General features: G+C 74.7%; 17 protein-coding genes and 1 tRNA gene. 13 read left to right on the forward strand and 5 right to left on the reverse strand.

All coding sequences use genetic code 11. The features are described from left to right. Positions 1–197: 197 nt before the first annotated feature. Positions 198–377, reverse strand: a complete 180-nt coding sequence (locus ACFV7Q_RS17765) for a hypothetical protein (RefSeq protein ID WP_385429330.1) — start codon at positions 375–377, stop codon at positions 198–200. Between the two features lie 155 nt (positions 378–532). On the opposite strand from ACFV7Q_RS17765, the gene ACFV7Q_RS17770 reads away from it, so the two are divergent. Both ACFV7Q_RS17770 and ACFV7Q_RS17775 read left to right on the forward strand, forming a co-directional pair. Beyond that, on the forward strand, positions 533–1,072 hold the full coding sequence (locus ACFV7Q_RS17770) for a GNAT family N-acetyltransferase (RefSeq protein WP_385429332.1): 540 nt from the start codon (positions 533–535) through the stop codon (positions 1,070–1,072). A 153-nt stretch (positions 1,073–1,225) separates the two neighbouring features. Continuing rightward, on the forward strand, positions 1,226–2,311 hold the full coding sequence (locus tag ACFV7Q_RS17775; protein WP_385429334.1) for a hypothetical protein: 1,086 nt from the start codon (positions 1,226–1,228) through the stop codon (positions 2,309–2,311). 38 nt (positions 2,312–2,349) lie between these two features. On the opposite strand, the gene ACFV7Q_RS17780 is transcribed toward ACFV7Q_RS17775, so the two are convergent. Next, positions 2,350–3,357 carry a hypothetical protein gene (locus tag ACFV7Q_RS17780; protein WP_385429336.1) on the reverse strand — a complete coding sequence of 336 codons (1,008 nt, stop codon included), beginning with the start codon at positions 3,355–3,357 and terminating at the stop codon, positions 2,350–2,352. Positions 3,358–3,425: 68 nt separating this feature from the next. Between ACFV7Q_RS17780 and ACFV7Q_RS17785 the strand changes: the two genes are divergently transcribed. The 4 genes from ACFV7Q_RS17785 to ACFV7Q_RS17800 all read left to right on the forward strand — a co-directional run bounded on the left by ACFV7Q_RS17785 (position 3,426) and on the right by ACFV7Q_RS17800 (position 6,778). Further along, the gene (locus ACFV7Q_RS17785) at positions 3,426–4,262 is read left to right on the forward strand and encodes a class E sortase (RefSeq protein WP_385429366.1); all 837 of its coding nucleotides are present in this window, start codon (positions 3,426–3,428) and stop codon (positions 4,260–4,262) included. Between the two features lie 218 nt (positions 4,263–4,480). Continuing rightward, positions 4,481–4,831 carry a DUF6412 domain-containing protein gene (locus ACFV7Q_RS17790; RefSeq protein WP_385429338.1) on the forward strand — a complete coding sequence of 117 codons (351 nt, stop codon included), beginning with the start codon at positions 4,481–4,483 and terminating at the stop codon, positions 4,829–4,831. Between the two features lie 148 nt (positions 4,832–4,979). Then, positions 4,980–5,756 carry a YidC/Oxa1 family membrane protein insertase gene (locus ACFV7Q_RS17795; protein WP_385429340.1) on the forward strand — a complete coding sequence of 259 codons (777 nt, stop codon included), beginning with the start codon at positions 4,980–4,982 and terminating at the stop codon, positions 5,754–5,756. 164 nt (positions 5,757–5,920) lie between these two features. Then, the gene (locus ACFV7Q_RS17800; RefSeq protein WP_385429342.1) at positions 5,921–6,778 is read left to right on the forward strand and encodes a fumarylacetoacetate hydrolase family protein; all 858 of its coding nucleotides are present in this window, start codon (positions 5,921–5,923) and stop codon (positions 6,776–6,778) included. A 200-nt stretch (positions 6,779–6,978) separates the two neighbouring features. Here the strand turns inward: ACFV7Q_RS17800 and ACFV7Q_RS17805 are convergent, their stop codons facing one another. Beyond that, on the reverse strand, positions 6,979–8,172 hold the full coding sequence (locus tag ACFV7Q_RS17805; RefSeq protein ID WP_385429344.1) for an ALF repeat-containing protein: 1,194 nt from the start codon (positions 8,170–8,172) through the stop codon (positions 6,979–6,981). Positions 8,173–8,280: 108 nt separating this feature from the next. After that, entirely contained in the window at positions 8,281–9,414 is a 1,134-nt protein-coding gene (locus ACFV7Q_RS17810; protein WP_385429346.1) for a Gfo/Idh/MocA family oxidoreductase, read from the reverse strand. Between the two features lie 109 nt (positions 9,415–9,523). Here ACFV7Q_RS17810 and ACFV7Q_RS17815 point away from each other — a divergent pair, with 109 nt between their 5' ends. From ACFV7Q_RS17815 to ACFV7Q_RS17835, 5 genes are all read left to right on the forward strand, one after another. After that, positions 9,524–10,654, forward strand: coding sequence for an ROK family protein (locus ACFV7Q_RS17815; protein WP_385429348.1), 1,131 nt, complete (start codon positions 9,524–9,526; stop codon positions 10,652–10,654). A 677-nt stretch (positions 10,655–11,331) separates the two neighbouring features. Then, a complete protein-coding gene (locus ACFV7Q_RS17820) occupies positions 11,332–12,123 on the forward strand; it encodes a hypothetical protein (RefSeq protein ID WP_385429349.1) in 792 nt (263 codons plus the stop codon). Between the two features lie 325 nt (positions 12,124–12,448). Further along, a complete protein-coding gene (locus ACFV7Q_RS17825; protein WP_385429351.1) occupies positions 12,449–13,228 on the forward strand; it encodes an HAD-IIA family hydrolase in 780 nt (259 codons plus the stop codon). 79 nt (positions 13,229–13,307) lie between these two features. After that, positions 13,308–14,126, forward strand: a complete 819-nt coding sequence (locus tag ACFV7Q_RS17830) for a hypothetical protein (RefSeq protein WP_385429353.1) — start codon at positions 13,308–13,310, stop codon at positions 14,124–14,126. A gap of 10 nt (positions 14,127–14,136) precedes the next feature. Then, entirely contained in the window at positions 14,137–14,898 is a 762-nt protein-coding gene (locus tag ACFV7Q_RS17835) for a class F sortase (RefSeq protein ID WP_385429355.1), read from the forward strand. A gap of 76 nt (positions 14,899–14,974) precedes the next feature. Here ACFV7Q_RS17835 and ACFV7Q_RS17840 read toward each other — a convergent pair. After that, positions 14,975–15,048: transfer RNA gene (locus ACFV7Q_RS17840), tRNA-Lys, on the reverse strand. Positions 15,049–15,270: 222 nt separating this feature from the next. Here ACFV7Q_RS17840 and ACFV7Q_RS17845 point away from each other — a divergent pair. Together ACFV7Q_RS17845 and ACFV7Q_RS17850 are read left to right on the forward strand one after the other, a co-directional pair. Beyond that, positions 15,271–17,001, forward strand: coding sequence for a peptidoglycan-binding protein (locus ACFV7Q_RS17845; protein ID WP_385429368.1), 1,731 nt, complete (start codon positions 15,271–15,273; stop codon positions 16,999–17,001). Between the two features lie 1,148 nt (positions 17,002–18,149). Then, entirely contained in the window at positions 18,150–20,390 is a 2,241-nt protein-coding gene (locus ACFV7Q_RS17850; RefSeq protein ID WP_385429357.1) for an SPFH domain-containing protein, read from the forward strand. Positions 20,391–20,496 lie beyond the last annotated feature (106 nt).

Raw genomic sequence — 20,496 nt, forward strand, 5'->3', positions numbered from 1 at the left:
TGTATCGGTGTGTGCGTGTGCGGCGCGCCGCACCATCCGCGCCGGGGGCGGCGGGGTCCGTGCTCCGGTCCCGAGCCCCTGCCCGCCGTGCACCCGTGCGCACACCGGTCGCGCCGCAGGGCCGGTGCGCCGGCCGGTTCGCCCGTCGGACGTAGGCCGCCCGTACGTGTGTACGCCGCGTCGCCCGCCCTACGAGGCTAACGCGGCCGCTTCGGCACCCGGCGGGCGGCAGCCAGTGCCCCGAGCACGAGCACGACCCCGCCGATCACCGCATCCGGTACGGCCTCTTGCACGGCATTGGGCAGCAGCGCCACCACACCCAGCACGAGGAGGAAGGCGAGCGCGCACCGGCCGGCCGCCCGAAGCAGTCTGTCCACGGGCTGCTCAACGCCGCTGCCCCGTCCGCCGACACGGAGGCGGGGAGGGGATTTGTCGCCCACTCGCCGGATCCGTGCGATACGCGCCCCGTGGTCCCGGACGGGCATACAGTCGCCCTCCCACCCCAAACGGGACGAAGAGAGAGGCGGACATCGTGATCTGCTACGGAGAGGCCGTCCTCGATCTCACGGACGAACTGGTCGACGCCTACGCCGAGGTGTTCTCCGCCCCGCCGTGGAACGAGGGTGCGGAAACCATTCGCCAGTTCGCGGCCCGCCTGCACTCCGACAGCCGGCGCCCCGGATTCCGTACGGCGATCGCCCAGTCCGCCGCAGGCGTAGACGGCTTCGCCACGGCCTGGCTCACCCCGGCCGCCCTCCCCTCGGACCGCGGGTACGCCCAGGTCGCCAAGCAGCTCGGCCCCGACCGGGTACGGGACCTCCTCGCGGGCGCGCTGGAGATCGACGAGCTCGCCGTACGACCGTACGCGCGCGGCCGCGGCACCGGCCGCGCCCTGCTCGCCGAGGTCATCGCCGACGCCCCGGACCGGCGGGCCTGGCTGCTGACCTCCCGCCTGGCGACGGACACCGTGGCCACGTACCGCCGCCTGGGCTGGCACGAGGTCACCCCCCTCCCGGGCACCCGCACCACGGCCGTCATCGTCTTCCTCTCCCCGGATCACCCGGGCCGCTAGAAGGACCGCCGGGCGGGCCGGACGGGTTGGACGGGCCGGACGGCTCGGTATGGGTCGAGAGGTCGACACGTCTTGAGGTCGACACGTCTTGAGGTCGGGGCAGGTCGGGGCCGCCCAGGCGTCCGGCCGTTCCCGGGCGGGCATACCGCCGGCATGATCACACCGAACCCGCACCGCCGTCCCGGTCCCCGACCGCAACCCCGTCCCCGCCCCCTCCTCCGTCCCCGGGCACGGGTCGGCACGCCCACCCCGCCCCCGCCCCCGACCCCGTTCCGCAGGCAGCTCAACCTCGCCACCCGTCGCCAGCTCACCGCATCCGGCGTCCCGGACGGCACCGTCACCTCCCGCACCCGCCCCGGCGGCCCCTGGCAGCGGTTACTGCCGCGCGTGTACCTCCTGCAGACCGGCCCCCCGGACGACCACCAGCGCGCCCTCGCAGCCGTCCTGTACGCAGCCGAGCCGGCCGCGGACCCGCTGTCCGGTACGACGGCCGCCCTCACCGGCGGCGCCGCCCTGGCCCTGCTCGGCATCCGCGACGCCCCCCGGACCCCGGCCGAGGTCCTGGTCCGCGCCCCGCGCCGGCCGGCCGCCACTCCCGGCGTCCGGCCGGTGCCGACCGCCCGCTGGCCCCGGACGATCACGGTGGCGGGCATCCCCTCCACCCGGCCGGTCCGCGCGGCGGCCGACTTCGCCTCCCGCGCCACCGACCCAGACCGGGTCCGCGCGGTCCTCGCCCACGTCGTCCAGTCCAGCTGGTGCCACCCGCAGGACCTGTACGCCGAACTCCGCACCGCGCGGCTCCTGGGACGCCCGGCGATCCGCGCCGCGGCGGCGGAACTCCTGGCGGGGGTCCGCTCCCCGGCCGAAGCCCGGGCGCGCGAGGCGCTCGACGCGACGGACCTCCCGACCCCGCTGTGGAACGCCCGCCTCCACACCCCGGACGGCACCTTCCTGGCCAGTCCGGACGCGTACTGGCCGGGCGAGGGCGTGGCCCTGGAGATCGACTCGGCGGAGTACCACTACACCCGCGACGCCTGGCAGGCCACCCTCCGCCGCCGGCTCCGCCTGGAGGCCCACGGCATCCTGGTGGTCAGCGCGACCCCGTCGATGGTCCGCGACAGCCCGCACGAGGTCACACGGGCCCTCCGCACCCTCCTGACCTTGGCCGCGTCCCGCCTCACCCCACCCACGGCCACGGCCCGCGGCCACCAACAGCTGGAGTTCCCCTTCGGGTGCTGATCAGGCGGCGTACGTCGGGCCAACGCGTTCGACGCAGGTCACGCCGTGTGGGGTCGGCCGTGGCATTCGGCGTAGGGCTTGGTCGAGGTGCACCAGCAGGCGGCGTTCGGGGCCGGGGGCCAGGGGGTTGCCTTGCCCCGGGCGGCCAGGGTCGTCGCGTACTCCGGGAGGAGGGACGGGGAGGCCGGGGAGGTCTTCTCCGATGCCGCGAACGCCTCGTACGAGGGGACGCTGGCCGTCACGATGCCGAGGTTCGTCGTGCCGGAGGCGGCCAGGGCGCGGAGGGACGTCTCGATCTGGGCCAGGTGCGCCTCGTGCGAGGGGTATTCCGCGGCCAGGGTCGGGTAACTGGTCAGCAGTTCGGCCAGCTCCCGCTGCGGCCAGTGCAGGATCGCCACCGGGAAGGGGCGCGACAGGGCGGCGCGGCGGTCGCCCAGCTCCGCGCGGAGGCGGGCGATCTCGGCGCGGAGCTCGGCCGGGTCGTCGGAGCCCAGGGCCCAGATGCGCTTCGGGTCGTGCAGCTCGTCCAGTGGGATCGGGCCGGTGTGGCGGGTGTCGGCGACCATGTCCCAGTCGTCGTGCGGGAGTCCGAGCAGGCGGCGCACCCGGTGGCGGCCCGTCAGGAGGGCCGTGGTGGCCGGGGTCAGCGGGGCGGCGTCCGAGATGAGGAGGGTGGCCGCCTGGGTGAAGCACTCCTCCGAGTCGATCAGCTCGTCGTGGGCCTCCAGGGCCTCCGCGATGACCTCCCAGGGGGCCGGGTCCGAGGGGCCCGCGGCCCGGATGCCCTGGATGAGGGCGCGCGCCTCGGGCTCGTGCCCGTATTCCCACAGGTTCGCGGCCTGAAGCGCCTTGATCAGGTGGACGTTGGCGGGTTTGCCGGCCAGGAGCTGGTCGTAGAGCGCGCTCGCCCGTTCTCGTGCGTCGGCCAGTTCGAGGTGGGCCGCGGCCTGGAGCAGCAGCGGCTCCTGGTCCTCGGGGTAGCGGGTCGCCGTGCGGATCAGGCGCTCGGCTTCGGCGATGTGCTCGGCAGGCGTGTCGGGGCGCATGGTTCACACCGTACTGCTGCTGGTCTGTTGGCGGGGGAGGTCTTAAGGTGCGCCCCGTGCGGGATCACATGCGTGTGGTGGTGCACGGCCGCGGAGCGGGGTCCTACCGGGCCGGGTTGAGGGGCTTGCTGTGGGTGGCGGCCGAACTGGCCGTCACGGGGGGCGTGGTGGTGTTGCTACTGGTCGTGCACCAGGTGTGGTGGACCAACCGGCTGGCGGCTGCCTCGGCGGAGCGGCAGGTCGCGGCGTTGCAGAGGGGGTGGGCGGCTGGGGCGGGGGACCGCGGTTCCGGGCCTGGGGGGTCCGGGGGCGCCGGGGGGCTCGGAGGGTCCTCGCCTGCGCCTGCGCCTGCGCCTGCGCTTTCGCCCTCGCCTTCGACGGCGCCTTCCGCTTCGGTTCCGGCTGCTGGTGGTTCTGCCTCGGCTGGGGCTGCCGGTGGTCCAGGGGTGCCGCCGTCGCCGGGGGCTTCTTCCGCGTACGGGGTGCTGCGGATTCCACGGCTCGGTGTGGTCGTGCCCGTCGCGCACGGGGTCGACAAGCGGGCTGTGCTCGACAAGGGGTACGCCGGCCACTACCCCGGTACCGCCCAACCCGGCGCGGAGGGGAACTTCGCACTGGCCGGGCACCGCAACACGCACGGGGAGCCGTTCCGGTACATCAACCGGTTGAGGGTCGGGGACGAGCTGATCGTCGAGGTGCGCGGGCGCACGTTCACGTACGCCGTGCGCAAGACCCTGGCCGAGACGAGTGAGCGCGATGTCGGGGTGATCGCGCCGGTGCCGCGGAGTGCGGTCCGGCCGGAGCACGGTTTCAGCGAGCCCGGCGCCTACATCACGCTCACTACGTGTACGCCTGAGTACTCCTCCAAGTACCGGCTCGTGGTGTGGGGGACGCTCGTGCGTTGACGGCCGGTGTGGGCGCTGACCGGTTAAGTCGGCTGGTGGGTGCGGGCGTTGTCGGTGGGGGTGGTTAGTATCGGGGGTGGGATCGCCGCGTCTGTACGGGCGTTGTGCGTTGTGCCTTGTGCGCTGTGCTGCGGCGGGCTCGTGACGTTGAGCGTTGTGCGTGAGTGTGCGCGACTGCGCGACTGCGCGGAGTCGAGTGGGCGAAAGGGGGTGGATTCGTGGACGGGCAGGGCGACAAGCGTTGGGTGTCCTCGTGGTCCGCCTCTGCGGCCGGTGCTGTCGCGGCGCGGCTGGCGCCGCTGCTGCTGCTCGCGGGAGCCCTCTGGCTGTTCGCCGGAGAGAGCGGGCCGGGTGCCGTCGTGGTCGGTCTGGCGGCCATCGCCGCCGCCGTCACCATGGGGGTCGCAGCCCTGGTGGCGCGCCTCGTACGGCCGGTGCCGCCGCACCGCATACGTACCGCGATCCGTGATCGCGAGCAGCGTACGGCGTTCCTGCCCCAGCGTGATCCCGATGCCTCCGGCCGGTCACGGCCCAGGGCGCCCGGCCGTCTTGTCCTGACGGCCGCGTAGGGACGCGTAGCGTCGCTGCTCCTCCCCTCCCCTTGCTCCGGCCCCATGGTTTGGCCGGCCTGGGCTTTTGCTGTGCGTCCCTCGTGGGTCGTCGCGCCGAAACGCATGTCCGTCTTCGACGTTCGACGAGACCCTTCGGAGGGCCCGCGTGTCCGTTTTCGCTGATCTTGTTGTCGAGCTGGGCCGGCTTTTGGAGCCGGTGCTGGCCGAGTCCGCGACCGCTGCGGCGATCGTGCTGTTCACCGTCCTCGTGCGGCTCGCCCTGCACCCGCTGAGCCGGGCTGCCTTCAAGGGCGCCACCCCGGCGGCCGGGTGCCTGCCGATGCTGCTGCAGTTGCCGGTGTTCCTCCTGATGTACCAGGCCTTCACCTCGCCGGGTGAGCTGCTGGACCACCGGCTGTTCGCGGCCCCCTTGGGTGCGCGGTGGGGTGATGCGCTCGGCGCCGGGGGTGTGTTCGGGGCGCAGGGGGTGGTGTTCCTCGCGCTGTTCGCGGTCATCGCGGTGGTTGCCGCCTGGAGTGCGGTGCGGGGGCGGCGGACCGCTGCTCTGGTGGGAGCGGCTGCTGCCGGCTCTGGTTCTGGTTCTGGTTCTGGGGTTGGTACTGGTTCTGGTTCTGGTTCTGGTGCCAGGGTCGGTGCTGGTTCTGGTTCCAGGGGTGGTGCCGGTGCTGGGTTCGGTGTCCGTTCCGGTTCCAAGGCGTCGGCTCCGGGTGCGGTGGGGGTCGAGTTGAGTGCGGAGCAGCAGGAGATGTTGCGTCGGATGGGGGGCGTGCTGCCGCTGTTGTCGTTCGGGACGCTGATCACCGCCGCCGTGGTGCCGTTGGCCGCCGGGGTGTACCTGGCGACCACCACTGCCTGGTCCGTCGCCGAGCGGGCTTGGCTCCAGTACCGGAAGGAGCGGGGCGAGGCGGTGGGCGGGGCTTAGGGCGTCGCCGTCGTGCTCCGGGTCCGGCGTTCCAGTCCGTGAACAGGGTCTTGCGGATCGGTCGGGTGTCTTGGAGGATCAGCCAATCCTCCGATGGCCGCACCCCATCGTCCGGCCCGGGGCACGCCCGTGGGCCGACCACCTTCGACCACGGGAGAATGCCCATGAAGCTGCTGCGTGTCGGACCGGTCGGGGCGGAGCGCCCCGCGCTGCTCGACCACGACGGGGCCCTGCGCGACCTGTCCGGCCTGATCACGGATGTGGACGGTGCCCTGCTCGCCGACGCCTCCGTGCTGGGCCGGGTACGGGAGGCGGCGGCGTCCGGGGCCCTTCCGGTCCTGGAGGCGGAGGGGCTGCGGATCGGCGCGCCGGTCGGTCGTACCGGCAAGGTCGTGGGCATCGGGCTGAACTACTTCGAGCACGCCGCCGAGATCGGTGCCGAGCCGCCCGCCGAGCCGATCCTGTTCCTCAAGGCCGCGGACACCGTGGTCGGTCCGGACGACACCGTCCTGATCCCGCGCGGCAGCGTGAAGACGGACTGGGAGGCCGAGCTCGGTGTCGTCATCGGCAGCACCGCCCGCTACCTGGCCACCGACGAGGAGGGGCTCGCCCATGTGGGCGGGTACGTGCTCGTGAACGACGTCTCGGAGCGCGAGTTCCAGATCGAGCGCGGCGGCACCTGGGACAAGGGCAAGAACTGCGAGACCTTCACCCCGCTCGGCCCCTGGCTGGTGACCGCCGACGAGATCCCGGATCCGCAGGTGCTGGACGTCAGGCTGTGGGTCAACGGGGAGCTCAAGCAGGACGGCAACACCGCCGACCAGATCTTCGCGGTCGGCGAGGTCGTGCGCTACCTGAGTCAGTTCATGACGCTCCACCCCGGCGACGTCATCGTCACCGGCACGCCGGCGGGCGTCGCCATGGGCCAGCCGGAGCCGAAGCCGTATCTGCGGGCCGGCGATGTCGTGGAGCTGGAGATCGCGGGGCTGGGGCGGCAGCGGCAGGTGTTCAAGAGCGCGTAGGGGGCCGGGCGCTGGGCGGCGGGCGGTTGGGCGCGGGGATGGGCGCGGGGATGGGCGCGGGGGATGGGCGTCGGGGGCTGGCGGCTTTCGCTTCGGGGTACGGGCTTCGGCCCGGCGTTCACGGCCCGGAGTCGGGGCCGGCTCGGGCGCAGCGGGGTGGGCCTGGACGGTCCGCCCCGCTGGGCCCTGGGCGTCGCCCGTCAGCCCTTGGCTGCCGTACGGCGGCGGCGTCCGGCGTAGAGCAGGCCCGAGCCCGCGCCCAGCGCGGCCGCGCCCGCTCCCGCCGCGACGGCCAGCTGTGCGTTGGCGCCCGTGCTGGCCAGCGGGCCGGAGCTGCCGGGCGGGGTCGCCTTGTCGGCGTCGTGGGAGCCGGTTCCGGAGCCGGTGTCCGAGGCGGACTTGGCGGTGGAGCCCTTTCCGCCGCTCTTGTCGCCGTCCTCGCCCCCGTCCTTGGCGTCCTTGCCGTTCTTGTCGCCCGTGGCCTTGTCCTTGGCGCGCGCGACGTGCTGGCCGTTCTTCAGGAACTCGGTGCGGTCGGCGGGCGTTCCCTTGAGGGCGGCGAGCGCGGCCTTCTTCAGTTCGGGTCCGGCGCCCTTCACCATCGCCGAGATCAGGACGGCGTTGTCGTCGTCGCGCAGCTGGTGCTGCGTCGTGGTCATGAAGGTACGCAGTTCGGCGGGCGTCGGGTTCTTTTCGAGGAGCTTGACGATGCCCTCCTTCAGACCCGGTCCGGCGTCCTTCAGCATGCCGAGCAGCGCGCTGCGGTCGTCCTCGGCACGGGCCTTGTGCTGCCCGTTCTGGACGAACTCGCGCACCTCCTCGCGAGTACCGCTGCCCAGCAGCTTGTTCACCGCCTCGGTGACGGCCTTGCCGGCGCCGTTGAGCATGCGTTCGAGCTCCGCCTTGTCGTCCTCGAAGCGGGCGACGTGCTGCCCGTTCTTCAGGAACTCGGTGAGCGCCTCGCGCGTGCCGATGGCCATGGCGGCGTCGCCGGCCTTGCGTACGGCCGGGCCGCCGGCCTCGGTGATCTGCGCGACCAGCACCCGGTCGTCCGCGAGCTGCTGCTTGGCCCACTCGACGTCGAGGAACTTCCGCATGTCCTCGGCCGTCCCCTTGAGCGCCTTCTCTGCGGCCTCGCGTACGCCCGGCCCGGACGCCGGGTCCGCAAGGATCGCCTGGATGGCGGCCCGGTCCTTGGCTGCCTGCGGGCCCTCGGTCGGCTTGCCCTGCTGCTGCCCGTCGGCCATCGGGTCCTGGTCGGGGGCGGTCGGAGCGGCGGGCTTGCCGACCGTCGCAACAGCGGATGCTTCGGCGGCGAAAGCCGGCGTGGCCAGCAGCACGGCCGGGGCGATCGCGGCCGTGGCGACGGCCGACGCGATCCGGGTCAGCTTCACGAGGCGAGTCCATTCTTCACAAGTGTGATGATCGTCAGATTGTGAAGGATAGATCGTTCGGTTCGGGAACAGCCGTCACCAGCGCCTTCGGAGCGTGGGGACCAGGTCTCAGAGCTCCACGGTGACGCCGTCCCGGGACGAGACGCGCGCGGCCTCCAGTACTGCCAAGCACTGCGCCGCCTCGTGGGCGGTGACGGGAGCCGGCCCGCCGTTGCGCAGCGCGGACGCCACTGCCGCGTAGTACGCCGGGTAGTCGCCGCGCAGGGTCGGGACCGGGGTTCCGCCGCCGGTCAGCGGGGACTCGCCGGAGCCCAGGAGGCCCCACAGGTGTTCGGGCTCCTCGCCCCACGGGGTGCCGTCACCCGGCCGGTGTCCCTCGCGCAGCGCGGCCTCCTGCGGGTCGAGGCCGTACTTCACGTAGCCGGCCCGGGAGCCGAGCACCCGGAAGCGCGGGCCGAGCTGGGCGGCGGTCGCGCTGACGTAGAGGTGGGATCGGACGTTGTTCGTGTGGGTGATGGCGATGAAGGTGTCGTCGTCCGTCTCGGCGCCCGGGCGGCGCACGTCGGTCTCCGCGTACACGCGTACGGCCGGGCCGAAGAGCAGGAGTGCCTGGTCCACGACATGGCTGCCGAGGTCGTACAGCAGGCCGCCGATCTCTTCCGGGGCACCGGACTCGCGCCAGCCGCCCTTGAGCTGCGGACGCCACCGCTCGAAGCGGGACTCGAAGCGCTGGATCTCGCCGAGCTCGCCGGAGGCGAGGAGATGACGGAGGGTGAGGAAGTCGTTGTCCCAGCGGCGGTTCTGGAAGACGGAGAGGAACGTTCCGGTCCGGTCGGCGAGCTCGGCGAGCTCGCGGGCCTCGGCGGCGGTCGCGGCGAGGGGCTTGTCCACGACGACCGGGATGCCCGCGTTCAGGGCGGTCGTGGCCAAGGGAACGTGGGTCTTGTTCGGGGAGGCGATGACCACCAGGTCCAGGGGGTGGGCCCAGAGCTCCTGGGGTGAGGCGGCGACGCGGACGTCCGGGTACGCCTCGCGGGCTCGCGCCTGCCGGTCGGGGTCGGAGGTGACGACGGTGTCGAGCACGAGGCCGTCGGTGGCGGCCACCAGGGGGGCGTGGAAGACGGATCCGGCCAGGCCGTAGCCGATCACGGCTACCCGGAGGGGGTCGGTGGGCGGTGTGGAGGGGGTGGGGACGGGGGGCGTGGGGACGGGGGGCGTGGGGACGGGGGGCGTGGAGTTCATACGGCTACTTTGGCAACAGTGTTTCTTAAGTGCAAGGACGGTGGACAATGGGCGGGTGGAGCGGGGTAGCAGGGGAAGTGTCGGTGGCAGCAGGGTTGGTGCGGGCGGCGTGAGCGGGGTGAGCGGCGTGAACCTGCCGGCGTTGCGTGGGCACAACGATGCCCTCGTACTCGCCTTGCTGCGCGGAGCCGGGGCCGCGGGCCTCGGGCGCGCTGACCTCGCCGTGCGTACGGGCCTCACCCCGCAGGCCGTCAGCAAGATCACGGCACGGCTGCGGGCGGAGGGGCTCGTCGCCGAGGCCGGGCGGGGCGCGTCCACCGGCGGCAAACCGCGGACGCTGCTGCGGCTCGTGGCGGAGGCCCGCCACGCCGTCGGCGTACACGCGGACCGCGACGAGCTGAAGGCGGTACGGGTCGACCTGGCGGGCCGGGTCGTGGACCGGTGCAGTGGCCCCCTGGACTTCGGGGCCGGTCCCGATGCGGTGGTGGAGGCGGTCGTACGGGCGGTGGGGCGGTTGGGCGGGGCTGTGGAGGGCCGGCCGCAGTTGCTGGGGGTGGGGGTGGCCGCGCCGGGGCCGCTCGACTGGCGGGCCGGGGTGATGGGGCGGGTCACGGGATATCCGGAGTGGGAAGGGTTCCCGCTGCGGCAGGCGGTGGCGGACGGGTTGGGGCCGGACGCGCCGCCGGTGGTGGTCGATAAGGACACCAACGCCGGGGCTGCGGCTCGCGGCTCGGGGCAGGGGCAGGGGGTGGATTCGGGGCAGGGGTTGGGGCAGGGGTTGGGGTTGGACGTTGCTGGGACCTCCGTGTACCTGCACCTGGGCAGTGGCCTTGGTGCCGGGCTTCGGCTGGCCGGCGAGGTGTACCGCGGGGCGCGGTCGGCGGCGGGGGAGTTCGGGCACCAGGTGCTGAGCCTGGACGGCCCGTACTGCCGGTGCGGCGGGCGGGGCTGCGCGGAGGTGCTGTGTCTGGCGGCGGTTGCCCGGGGGGACCTGGCGGAGGCGGCCCGGATCCTGGGCGAGGGGGCCGCGAACGTGGTGGCTCTGCTCGACGCGGACCGGGTGTGGCTCGGGGGACGCGTGGTGGACTCCGCTCCGGAGGTGTTCACGGCGGGAGTCCGCCGGGTGCTGGAGGGGCGCAGCCTCGGCGGTACCGCGCCGGCGGTCGGCGTTGCCGTGGGCGGAGTGGCGGAGGGGGCGGCGGAGCTGGCGTTGGCGCCGTTCTTCGGGCGCGGGGGGTAGCAGCCGGGCGGGTTCGGTGGTGAGCAGGATCCCCTTGCTCGGGGGCGGAGGGGCGACTGGGGTTTCCCGGCCGCCCATTGTCCTTCCGGGGCGGGCCCGTCAAGGGCGCTCCTCCTTCGTCGTCGCGTCGCGTTGCGATGGCCTTCGGCCACCCCTGACGGCCCGACCCGCCCCGGAATGCCAACAGACAGCCGGGAAGCCCCGAAGGACGGTCAGGGGGCACGGTGCCCAGATGCGGCCCCCGTCGGAGAGGCGGCGGCCGGGCTACCGCTGCCGAGGCGACCCCCTTCGGGGGTGGCTGACCTTCTCGGGGTGCGCGGCCCCTCGGGGGTGCGTGACCCCCGTTGGGTGCGTGGCCCCCTCAGGGGTGCGTGACTCTCACCTGGGGCTACCGGTCCGTCGGCCTGCCTGTGACGTCGCGGCCCTCCGTCGGCCCGCCTGGCCGTTCGTGGTCCCGGCTCGTCGGCCCTTCCGTCTGCGTGTGGCCCGGCGGCTCGGCCGCCTGCCTGTGGCCGCCCCGCCCGCGGGTCTGGGCCGATCAGGCGTAAAGCGTGGGTGCTGTGGCGCGGCTGTGGCGGGAGTGCCTCGCGCGCGTGGCAGGGTGCGGGCAGGCCGTGGTGATTGTCGCCTCGTCCGACCGTCAGTCCGTCCGGCGAGCAGCGAAGCGAAGGTCTGCCATGCGACTGCGCAAAGCCCTTGCCCTCTCCGCCGTCCTGGTTGCCGTCTCCGCCCCGGCTGCGGGCGCCGACATCGGTACCGGCGGTGGTGCCCGGCCTGCGCCCGCGCTGCCGTCCCGGGCGCAGGCGGTCTGCGGGGACGGGAAGAGCAGCGCCTTTCCCATCGGGGCCCGGATCCGTGGCGGTCCGGCCGTGTACCGGACCGGCGGCGGGGCGCAGAGCTGGTTCCTCGACCTGACGAACACCACCGGCAGCGAGTGCACCTCCATCCATCCCGTCGTGGTGTTCTCGGACGAAGCGCGCGTCCTGCGGCCGGAGCACGTGCGGATGGAGTTCGAGGCGCCCGGCGGCAGGTTCCCGGTCAGCCTGGAACGGAGTGACCGGGACGAGATCATCGCCGTATTCGACGGGGGCTCGGCCTTCCCCGGCTTTGCCGTGGGGGCCGGCGGATCCCTGACCGTGCGGGTGCACCTGGCGTTCGCGCCCGATGCACCCCCCGGGGAGGTGGTGGTCGACGCGGCCCTCGTGCAGCGTCGGGCCGACGACGGGGACTGGGTCGGCGAGGCCGGGGGCTACCGGTTCTCCGTCGAGCCCGGCGGCACCGGCGGCACCGGCGACACCGGCGACACCAGCGACACCGGCCACACCGGCGAGGCTGCCGGGTCCCTTGCGCAGACCGGGACCCGGGGGCGGGCGTTCGGGGCCGGGGTGGCTGCTGCCGTGGTGGCGGTGGGGAGCGGGCTGGTGCTGGGCGGGCGACGGTTGCGGCGGTCGGGGGGTTCCGTGCGGTGACGGTGGGGTCGGGGTGCACGGCCGCCTCCACGGACCGCCCTGGCCCCGGCTGGTCCAGGTCCGACTTTCGGCCAGGTCGGCGCCGTCGGGCACTCCCACGGCGCCATCGCCCGCGTCGACGCCCTCGTCGGCCAGCTGCTGAAGGCCGGCCGGACCGCCTCTCCAGGTCCCCGGCCGGCGCCACGAGTCTGCTTACGGTACGGCTGACGTCCCGTGCCGGTGTCCGGGCTACGGACGGCCGGGGCGCCCACAGCCCGGCGCCGATAGGGTGGTACAGACCACGTTTGCACGGTCATCCGGGCCACCGAGAGCGGAGAACAGTCCTGTGGGAGAGCGCAAGCCGATCGAATCCTGGCTCACCGACATGGACGGGGTCCTCATCCACGAGGGCACCCCGATCCCCGGTGCCGATGCCTTCATCAAGCGGCTGCGCGAGTCCGGCAAGCCCTTCCTGGTCCTGACGAACAACTCGATCTACACCCCGCGTGACCTGCAGGCCCGCCTGAGCCGCATGGGGCTGGACGTCCCCGTCGAGAACATTTGGACGTCGGCGCTGGCCACCGCCAAGTTCCTCGATGACCAGCGCCCGGGCGGCACCGCGTACGTCATCGGCGAGGCGGGCCTGACGACGGCCCTGCACGACATCGGCTACATCCTCACTGACCACGACCCCGATTACGTCGTCCTGGGCGAGACCCGGACCTACAGCTTCGAGGCGATGACGAAGGCGGTCCGCCTGATCAACGCGGGCGCCCGGTTCATCTGCACCAATCCCGATGAGACCGGCCCCTCGACCGAGGGCCCGTTGCCCGCCACGGGTGCCGTCGCCGCCCTGATCACCAAGGCGACCGGCAAGCGGCCGTACTTCGCGGGCAAGCCCAACCCGTTGATGATGCGGACCGGGCTGAACGCCATCGGCGCCCATTCCGAGAGCAGCGCGATGATCGGCGACCGGATGGACACCGACGTCCTGGCCGGGCTGGAGGCGGGCATGCAGACCTTCCTCGTGCTGACCGGCCTGACCACGGTCGAGGACACCGAGAAGTTCCCGTACCGCCCGACCCGGACGGTGGACTCCATCGCTGACCTGGTCGATCTTGTGTGATCCGATCGGCGCAACGGCGTGTCGCTCCGGATGCGGAGGAGCCCGCCGCACGTGAACCTCCTTCATGAGGAGGTTCACCATGCGCAGTGCTCTGATCGCTCTCCGCGCCGGTGGGGTGGTGGCGGCCCTGTCGGCGTTCACCGCCGTCACCGCCGGGCCGGCCGTGGCCGAGCCCACCGCCTTCTTCGTGGGCGAGGAGGGCCGCGGCGGCGTCTCGGTCGATCCGCGCCAGGCCGAGCCGGGGGCGCAGGTCAAGCTGCGGGTCCACGGCTGCGACGCCCGGTGGGCGACCGCCAAGTCCTCCGTTTTCGTGGCCGAGGTCCACCTGTCGTCGGTCGGGGACAAGGCGCTGCGGGGCGACGCGATGATCAGCTCGCGTGCCGAGCCGGGCCGGTACGACGTCAAAGTCCGGTGCGAAGGCTCCGAGCTGCACGGCTCCGTCGAGGTCGGGCGCCGCGGCGGCCAGGGGCACGGGAAGGGCCCCGCGAAGGAGCACGGGAAGGACCCCGCAGAGGATTCCGGGAAGGACCCCGCCGAGGACCACGGCCGAGGGGACGAGGAAGAAGGCCGGGAGGGAGACCGGGAGGAGGACCGGGAGGAGGACCGGGAGGAGGAAGGGCGGGAGCGCCCGGGCCCCCACCAGTCGCCGGTCCGACCCGTCCACGCCGGGGGTGGCGGCATGGCCGCGGAGCTCGCGGAGACGGCCCGGGTCGCGGAACGGGCGGAGCAGAGCGCGGGCGGGGCCGAGGGGGCTCGGGTTGCCGCCGCCGCGAGGAAGGACCAGGACGACGGTCCAGGGCTGCGGCACACCGTGATCGGTGCCGTCCTCGCCGCCGCGGCCACCCTGGCCGTCGCGGGCCGGGCCCTCACCCTGCGCCGCCGCCGCAGCGGCGAGTGAGGCTCCGCCGGTGAGCGGCCCGGAGGAGCCGGGGCCGTCCGGGCGGCTGCTGACCTTCGCCGCCTGGTCGGTGCTGGTGCTCGGCCTGTGGCTGTGGGGCCGGGAGATCACCGGCGTGCCGCCGCTGCCGCAGTCCGCCCGGGCGGGTGGGGCCGCGTATCCCGTGCCGGGCCTGCCGGCCGCGCACGCCCCGATGGCCGCGTCGCCGCCGGTGCGGATCGACGTGCCGTCGCTGGGCATCCAGGCCCCGGTGGTCCCCCGCGGTCTGGACGCCCGCGGCGCGATCGACCCGCCCCCGTACGACCGCCCCGGCGCGGTGGGCTGGTGGCGGGCGGGCGCGGAACCGGGCGGGGCCGGGGCCGCACTGATGGTCGGGCACGTGGACACCGCGTCCAGGCCCGCGGTGTTCTACGGCCTCAGCTCGGCGCGTCCTGGGGGCAAGGTCCGCGTGGTCCGGGCCGACGGTTCGGTCGCCGAGTTCACCATCGAGGACGTCCAGGTGTACGAGCGCACCCGCTTCGACCCGGACGAGGCGTACGGCCGGCGGGTCCCGGGCCGGGCCGAACTGCGGCTGGTGACCTGCGGTGGTGCGTACGACAAGGTGGCGAAGGAGTACACGGCGAACGTGGTCGTCTCGGCGTACCTGACCGGCACGGGTAAGGCCGCGGGTACGGCCGCGGGGGTGGCACCGGCGGCGGGTGCGTCGGCCAGAGCCCCGGTCGGACCGCCGGTGCACCGGATCACCGCCACCGGCGCGCCGGGCGCCCCCTAGTGGCCGGAGGGGGGACGGGCCGGTACGACGAAGAAGCCCCTCGCAGTTCTCACTGCGAGGGGCTTCCTCTTGTCTGTGCGCCGCCAGGGACTCGAACCCCGGACCCGCTGATTAAGAGTCAGCTGCTCTAACCAACTGAGCTAGCGGCGCCTGCTGACAGAGAAAACTCTACCCCACGTTCGGGGGTGCCCATGACCAGCCGCGCCCACCTTGTCCGATTAGCCCATGTTTGAGGGGTTTATCGTGCACGATATGTCTGGGCGGAGCCGAATCTGATACCCCGACAGATCTCTGGCTGCCCGAAAAGTGGACGAGCAGGGGAGTGGACGGACCCGCATGACGATGCAGCCCCCGACGCATGTGCCGATGCCGATGCCGACGCCGGTTTTCGAGGAGTACGAGCCCGCAGGTGACTGCGGCTGCCCGGGATGTGTACACCGGCGCCGCTCCCTCGCCCGTACGCCGGCCATAGCGCTTCGCGACGGCGGCCACCCCGCCGCGCGCGGCGCACGCCGGGCACTGGTGCTGGCCACCGCGGCGGGTGTGGTCCTGACCGGCGGCGCGACCGTACCGGCAGCGGTGGCACGAACGCCGGCCGCCGACCCGGTTCCGGGCCCCCCGAAGACCACGCCCGACGCGACCGCCCGGGGCACGAAGGGCACGCGGCCCGGCACGCCGGCGAAGGGAGCGGAGCCCGCCGAGCCCGCCAAGGGCGGCGAGCACACCCGCCCCCACGGTCGCGACGGTGACGGCCCCGCCTCCCCGCAGGGTGCCCGGTCCCCGCTGCACGGACGGCCGGCCCCGGTCAAGCCGGGCGGCGCCCCGGGAGCACCGTCCTCGCTGAAGCGGATCGACCGCACGTCGATCATCAACCGGGCGCAGCTGTGGCTGGAGGCGAAGGTCCCGTACAGCATGTACAGCTATTGGAGGGACGGCTACCGGCAGGACTGCTCCGGCTACGTGTCCATGGCCTGGAACCTCGGTACGAACGAGTGGACCGGCAGTCTCGACAAATTCGCGACCCGGATCACGAAGGAGGAGCTGCTGCCGGGCGACATGCTCCTCTTCCACAACCCGGCGGACCCCAACAACGGCTCGCACGTCACCCTCTTCGGCGGGTGGGTCGACGAGACCCGCACGCACTACATCGCCTACGAGCAGACCCGCCCGTACACGCGGAAGCTGGCGACGCCGTACGGGTACTGGAACAACGCGTCGAAGTACATCCCGTACCGGTACAACGGGGTGTGGGGCGGGGGCACCGCGCCGGAGCCGTCCAGGGCCTACCCCGGGGTGGCGATGTTCGGCCCGGGCGCGGACAACCAGTACGTCGCCGAGCTCGGCAGGATGCTGATCGACCGGGGCGGCCGCCGCTTCTACCCCAACGGGCCCAGCACGAAGTGGTCCGACTCCGACCTGCTGGCCACCCAGGCCTTCCAGATCGCCCAGGGCTGGGACGGGGTCGACGTGGACGGCATTCCCGGCCCGCACACCTGGCAGCTGCTGGTCGACGGGCAGGGCAACGACATCCTGCCGACGCTGGAGGCCGCCCCCGACCCGTCCGGCTCCCCGGCCCGTCCGGGGACTCCCGGCTCCCCGGCTCGTCAAGCCCCGTTTGGCTCCCCGGCCCGTACGGGGCCCTCCGGGTCCCCGGCCCGTCCGGGGACTCCCGGCTCCGCGGCCCGTCCCGGCCCGCCGGCGGCCGCGGCCCCGCCGGGTGCTCCCGGTTCGGTGGCCCGCCCGGGCATTGCCGGTTCTTCCGTGCTCCCGGGTGCTCCCGGTCCGGTGGCCCGCCCGGGCACTGCCGGTTCTTCCGTGCTCCCGGGTGCTCCCGGTCCGGTGGCCCGCCCGGATCCGGCCGGTGTGCCGGCCTACCCGGGTGTGGCGGTGTTCCGGCCCGGGTCCTCCCACCCGTCCATCACCGCCCTCGGTCGCCGACTGGTGCAGAAGGGCTTCGGCAAGTACTACACAGCCGGTCCCGGCCCCCGCTGGGGTGAGGTCGACCGCCGCAGCGTCGAGGCGTTCCAGCGCGCCCAGGGCTGGCGCGGCGCCGCGGCCAACGGCTACCCGGGCCCGGAAACCTGGCGCCGGCTGTTCGCATGACGGAGGCAACGATGTACCCCACGCGCACCACCTCCACCACGGGCACCCTCTGCGTGCCCCCGGCGTCCCCCCTTGCCCCGACCTCCCAGACCACGGGCACGTTGTTGCTCCGGCTCCCGCCCCGGCCGCCCGCGGGCGCCCTGCCCCGGGCAGCCGGCCCGGTTCACGCCGCTGCGGCCGTGGCCCCGCCGCGGTCAGGGGCTCCGGTCCCGGCCCCGGCTGCGTGCCCGATCGGCCCGGACACCGCTGGAGGGACGGACCGCCCGTGCACCGCCCTCCCCGGGCCCGCCCCCGCAGGCCGACCGGACCGTGCGGCCGCCCCGGCCGGGCCCACCGGCCACGCCTCCGCTCAGGCCGACGTCCCGGCGCCGGGGGGTTCGGCCGATCGGCCGGTCGCGCCGCCCCGGGCCCCCGCCGCTCCTGCTGCCCAGGTCCGGCCCCAGGCCGCCGTTCCGTGCCCGGCCGAGCAGCCGGCTGTCGTGGGCGTGCCGGACGAGCACGCCGAAGCGGTGGCTCCGCAGGCAGCGGCCGGGACGGCCGGGCCCGTTGGTCCGGGCAGGCCGCAGGACCACCCGGTCCCGGTGGCTTCGGCCGATCGACCGGTCGCGGCGCCCCGGGCCGTGCCCCCGCACCCGGCCGGGCAGCAGGCTGCCGCTGCGGACGGCGTCGTTGCCGGTCAGGCCCGGGCGGAGGCCGGCGGGGTTCGCGCCTCGGCCCGGTCGGGCGCCGGCGATCCCGCCGCGGCGCCGTCACCGACCGCGGGTCCGGCGGCTGTGCCCGCGGGCCGGACCCGGCCGCAGGCCGATCCCCCCGCCCCCACGGTCCCGGCCGACCGGTCGACGGCGACCGGGCCGCACCCCGCCGCCGTGGCGGGGGCGGTCGTGCCCCGCCGTGAGGCGGATGCGGTGGCCGCCGGCGGGACCGTGGCCGTCGTGTCCGCTGGTCAGGCGCAGCCACCGGCTGGGCCTTCCGCTCCGGTCGGTTCGGCCGGGTGGGCGGTCGCCGGGCATGTGGCCCCGCCCGGGCCGATCGCGGCCGCCCCCGATGCGGTGGCCGCGCCGGACAGCACGTACGCCGACCCCGTCCGGCACGCCGATCGGCCCCGGCCGCACGCCGGAGGTCAGGCCGCAACGGCCGGTGTTCCGGTCATGACGGCTTCGGCCGAGCGGCCGGCCACGGACCGCGCGGGAGCGGTGGACGCCCCGGGATCACCGTACGGCGACCCGCACCGGCCCGGCGCCGAAGCTTCCGCCGCCGCGGCGTCGCCGCTGGCTGCCGGTCCGGCTGTCGTGTCCGCCGGCCGGGCCCGGCCGTACGTCGGCGTTCCCGTGGTGACGGGTGCGGACGGACCGGCGGATCCGGGCCGCGACACGGGCCCCGCCCCGGTCCGGCCCGGTGCTGAAGGTTCCGCCGCGGTGGCGGCCGGGACCGCGGGTCCGGCCCGGCCGCAGGGCGGTGTGCCCGGGCGGGCGGCCGCCGGGCAGCGCACCGCCGATGCGGGCGGGGCGGCTACGGGCGAGCACGCGCCCGCAACCGCGCCGCCCGGCGCAGCCGGGGCCGTCGCGGTCGGCCGGATCGGGCGGGTGGCGGTGACCGTGGCGTCGGGCGCCGGGCACGCCGACCCCGCCGGGTACCGGTTCTCGCCCGGCGGTGAAGTCCCGGGCGCGGCACACCCCGCCGGCGCCACTTCCGTGGTCGGTACGCCGGGGCCGGGAGCCGCCGCCCCCGGGCCCGCTGCCGCGACCGGGCCGACCGGCCAGGACGCCGCCGCAGCAGCAGCCGGGGTCGGGCCCGTGCCGCCCGCGGATCGGGTAGCCGAGCCGGTCGCCCCGCGGGCGCAGGCCGAGGCCCCGGTCGCCGCCGGGCGCGGGGGCTGGGTGGTGGGGGTTCCGGCTCCCCTGGTGGCGGTGTCGTACGCCGAGGTGCCGGCGGCCCGGGCCGGGGCCGCGGCCGGACCGCCGCACGCGCCGGCCGGGGTTGCCGACCGCGCCGAGCAGGGCGCGCAGGGCGGGCCGGCCGGCCAGGATCCCGACACGCTGGTGTGCGTACCGGCACCCGCCTCGCCGGACGCCGGCCACCCGACGCCGGCACCCGCCTCGCCGGACGCCGGCCACCCGACGCCGGCGCACGCCGTGGCCGACGGCGGAACCGGCCCCGCCGGTGCGGAGTTCCCCCCGCATCCGAACGGCGAGCCCGGTCGCGGCGAGCCGGTCCAGGGCAGTGGGCCGGGCCCCCGCCCCGCCGCCGGCGACGTCGTGGCGCAGGCCGTGGCCCGCGGTATGCCGGACGGCACCGGCCCGGAGGACGACGGCGACGGCACGGAGGACCCGCCGCGCCGCGGGGTGGCGGTCACGGACGTGCCGGTGCGGCTTCCCTTCCCGCCCGTGGCGGTCGGCACGTCGCGCTCGGCGGCCGGCCGGGGCACCCCGCCGGCGAACACGCCGACGGCCCGGCGCGGCGCGGCCCGTCCCGCCCCCGGCCGCCGGGTCCCCCGCGGGGACGACCGGCTTCGGGAGCACCACGGGCCCGTCCTGCCCGGCTGGGTCGGTGTGGCCGTGGGCGGGCTCGCCCTCGCCGGCTGCCTGGCGGTGTTCTGGCGGGCCGGGGCCCTTCCCGCCGTCTTCGAGGCGGCCCTCGGGGCGAGCCCCCGCCCGTACGCCGGGCTGCGCCCCACCCTCTGGCCGCCGCTCGCCCTCCTCGGGGTCGTGGCCCTGCTCGCCCTCGGCGGTCTGGGCCGCGGCAAAACCGGACACGCTTGGGTGCTGACCCTGTTCGGCCGCTACCGCGGCACGGTCCGCCGCACCGGCCTGACCTGGGTCAGCCCGCTGCTCCTGCGCCGCCGTGTCGACGTACGCCTGCGGCACTGGCGCAGCGACCCGATGCCCGCCGTGGACGCGGGCGGTCTCGCGCTCCAGGTCGTCGTCCAGGTCGTCTGGCAGGTCAAGGACACCGCCCGGGCCGTGCTGGCCGTGGAGGACCACACCGAGTACCTCGCCCAGCAGGTGGAGTCGGCGATGGCCCGGGTGCTGTCCCAGCTGCCGGCGGACGCCTTCCACGAGGACGCCCCGACCCTGCGCGACGCCGAGGCGGTCGGCGACGCGCTGACCAGGATGCTGGCGGCCGAGACCGAGGCGGTCGGGATCGAGGTGTACTCGGCCCAGCCGACGCGCATCGAGTACGCGCCCGAGGTCGCCGAGGCCATGCGGCGGCGTCGGGTGGCGGCGATCGACGCCAAGCACCGGGACGCGGTGCTGACCTCGATCGTCGACGCGGTGGACGACACCGTCCACCAGCTGACCTCGCGGGGGCTGGTCGAGCTGGACGACTACGAGCGGAAGGCCCTGGTGAAGGACCTCACCGTCGCCTTCTACACGGGCCGTTCCGAGTAGCCCTTTCCGCAAGGTCCCGGCCCCTCCACGGCACCGGCACTGTCTCAAAAACACAACTCCGATCCCACCATAACGAGCATTATCGAGTATGCCGTCTGCTGCTTGA

Source organism: Streptomyces sp. NPDC059851, assembly GCF_042732005.1.
GTDB lineage: Bacteria > Actinomycetota > Actinomycetes > Streptomycetales > Streptomycetaceae > Streptomyces.

Coding starts and splice junctions, on each gene's coding strand:
- ACFV7Q_RS17850 (WP_385429357.1), top strand. CDS start 18,150: ATGACGGCTTCGGCCGAGCGGCCGGCCACGGACCGCGCGGGAGCGGTG.
- ACFV7Q_RS17800 (WP_385429342.1), top strand. CDS start 5,921: ATGAAGCTGCTGCGTGTCGGACCGGTCGGGGCGGAGCGCCCCGCGCTG.
- ACFV7Q_RS17785 (WP_385429366.1), top strand. CDS start 3,426: ATGCGTGTGGTGGTGCACGGCCGCGGAGCGGGGTCCTACCGGGCCGGG.
- ACFV7Q_RS17845 (WP_385429368.1), top strand. CDS start 15,271: ATGCCGACGCCGGTTTTCGAGGAGTACGAGCCCGCAGGTGACTGCGGC.
- ACFV7Q_RS17780 (WP_385429336.1), bottom strand. CDS start 3,357: ATGCGCCCCGACACGCCTGCCGAGCACATCGCCGAAGCCGAGCGCCTG.
- ACFV7Q_RS17810 (WP_385429346.1), bottom strand. CDS start 9,414: ATGAACTCCACGCCCCCCGTCCCCACGCCCCCCGTCCCCACGCCCCCC.
- ACFV7Q_RS17830 (WP_385429353.1), top strand. CDS start 13,308: ATGCGCAGTGCTCTGATCGCTCTCCGCGCCGGTGGGGTGGTGGCGGCC.
- ACFV7Q_RS17775 (WP_385429334.1), top strand. CDS start 1,226: ATGATCACACCGAACCCGCACCGCCGTCCCGGTCCCCGACCGCAACCC.
- ACFV7Q_RS17820 (WP_385429349.1), top strand. CDS start 11,332: ATGCGACTGCGCAAAGCCCTTGCCCTCTCCGCCGTCCTGGTTGCCGTC.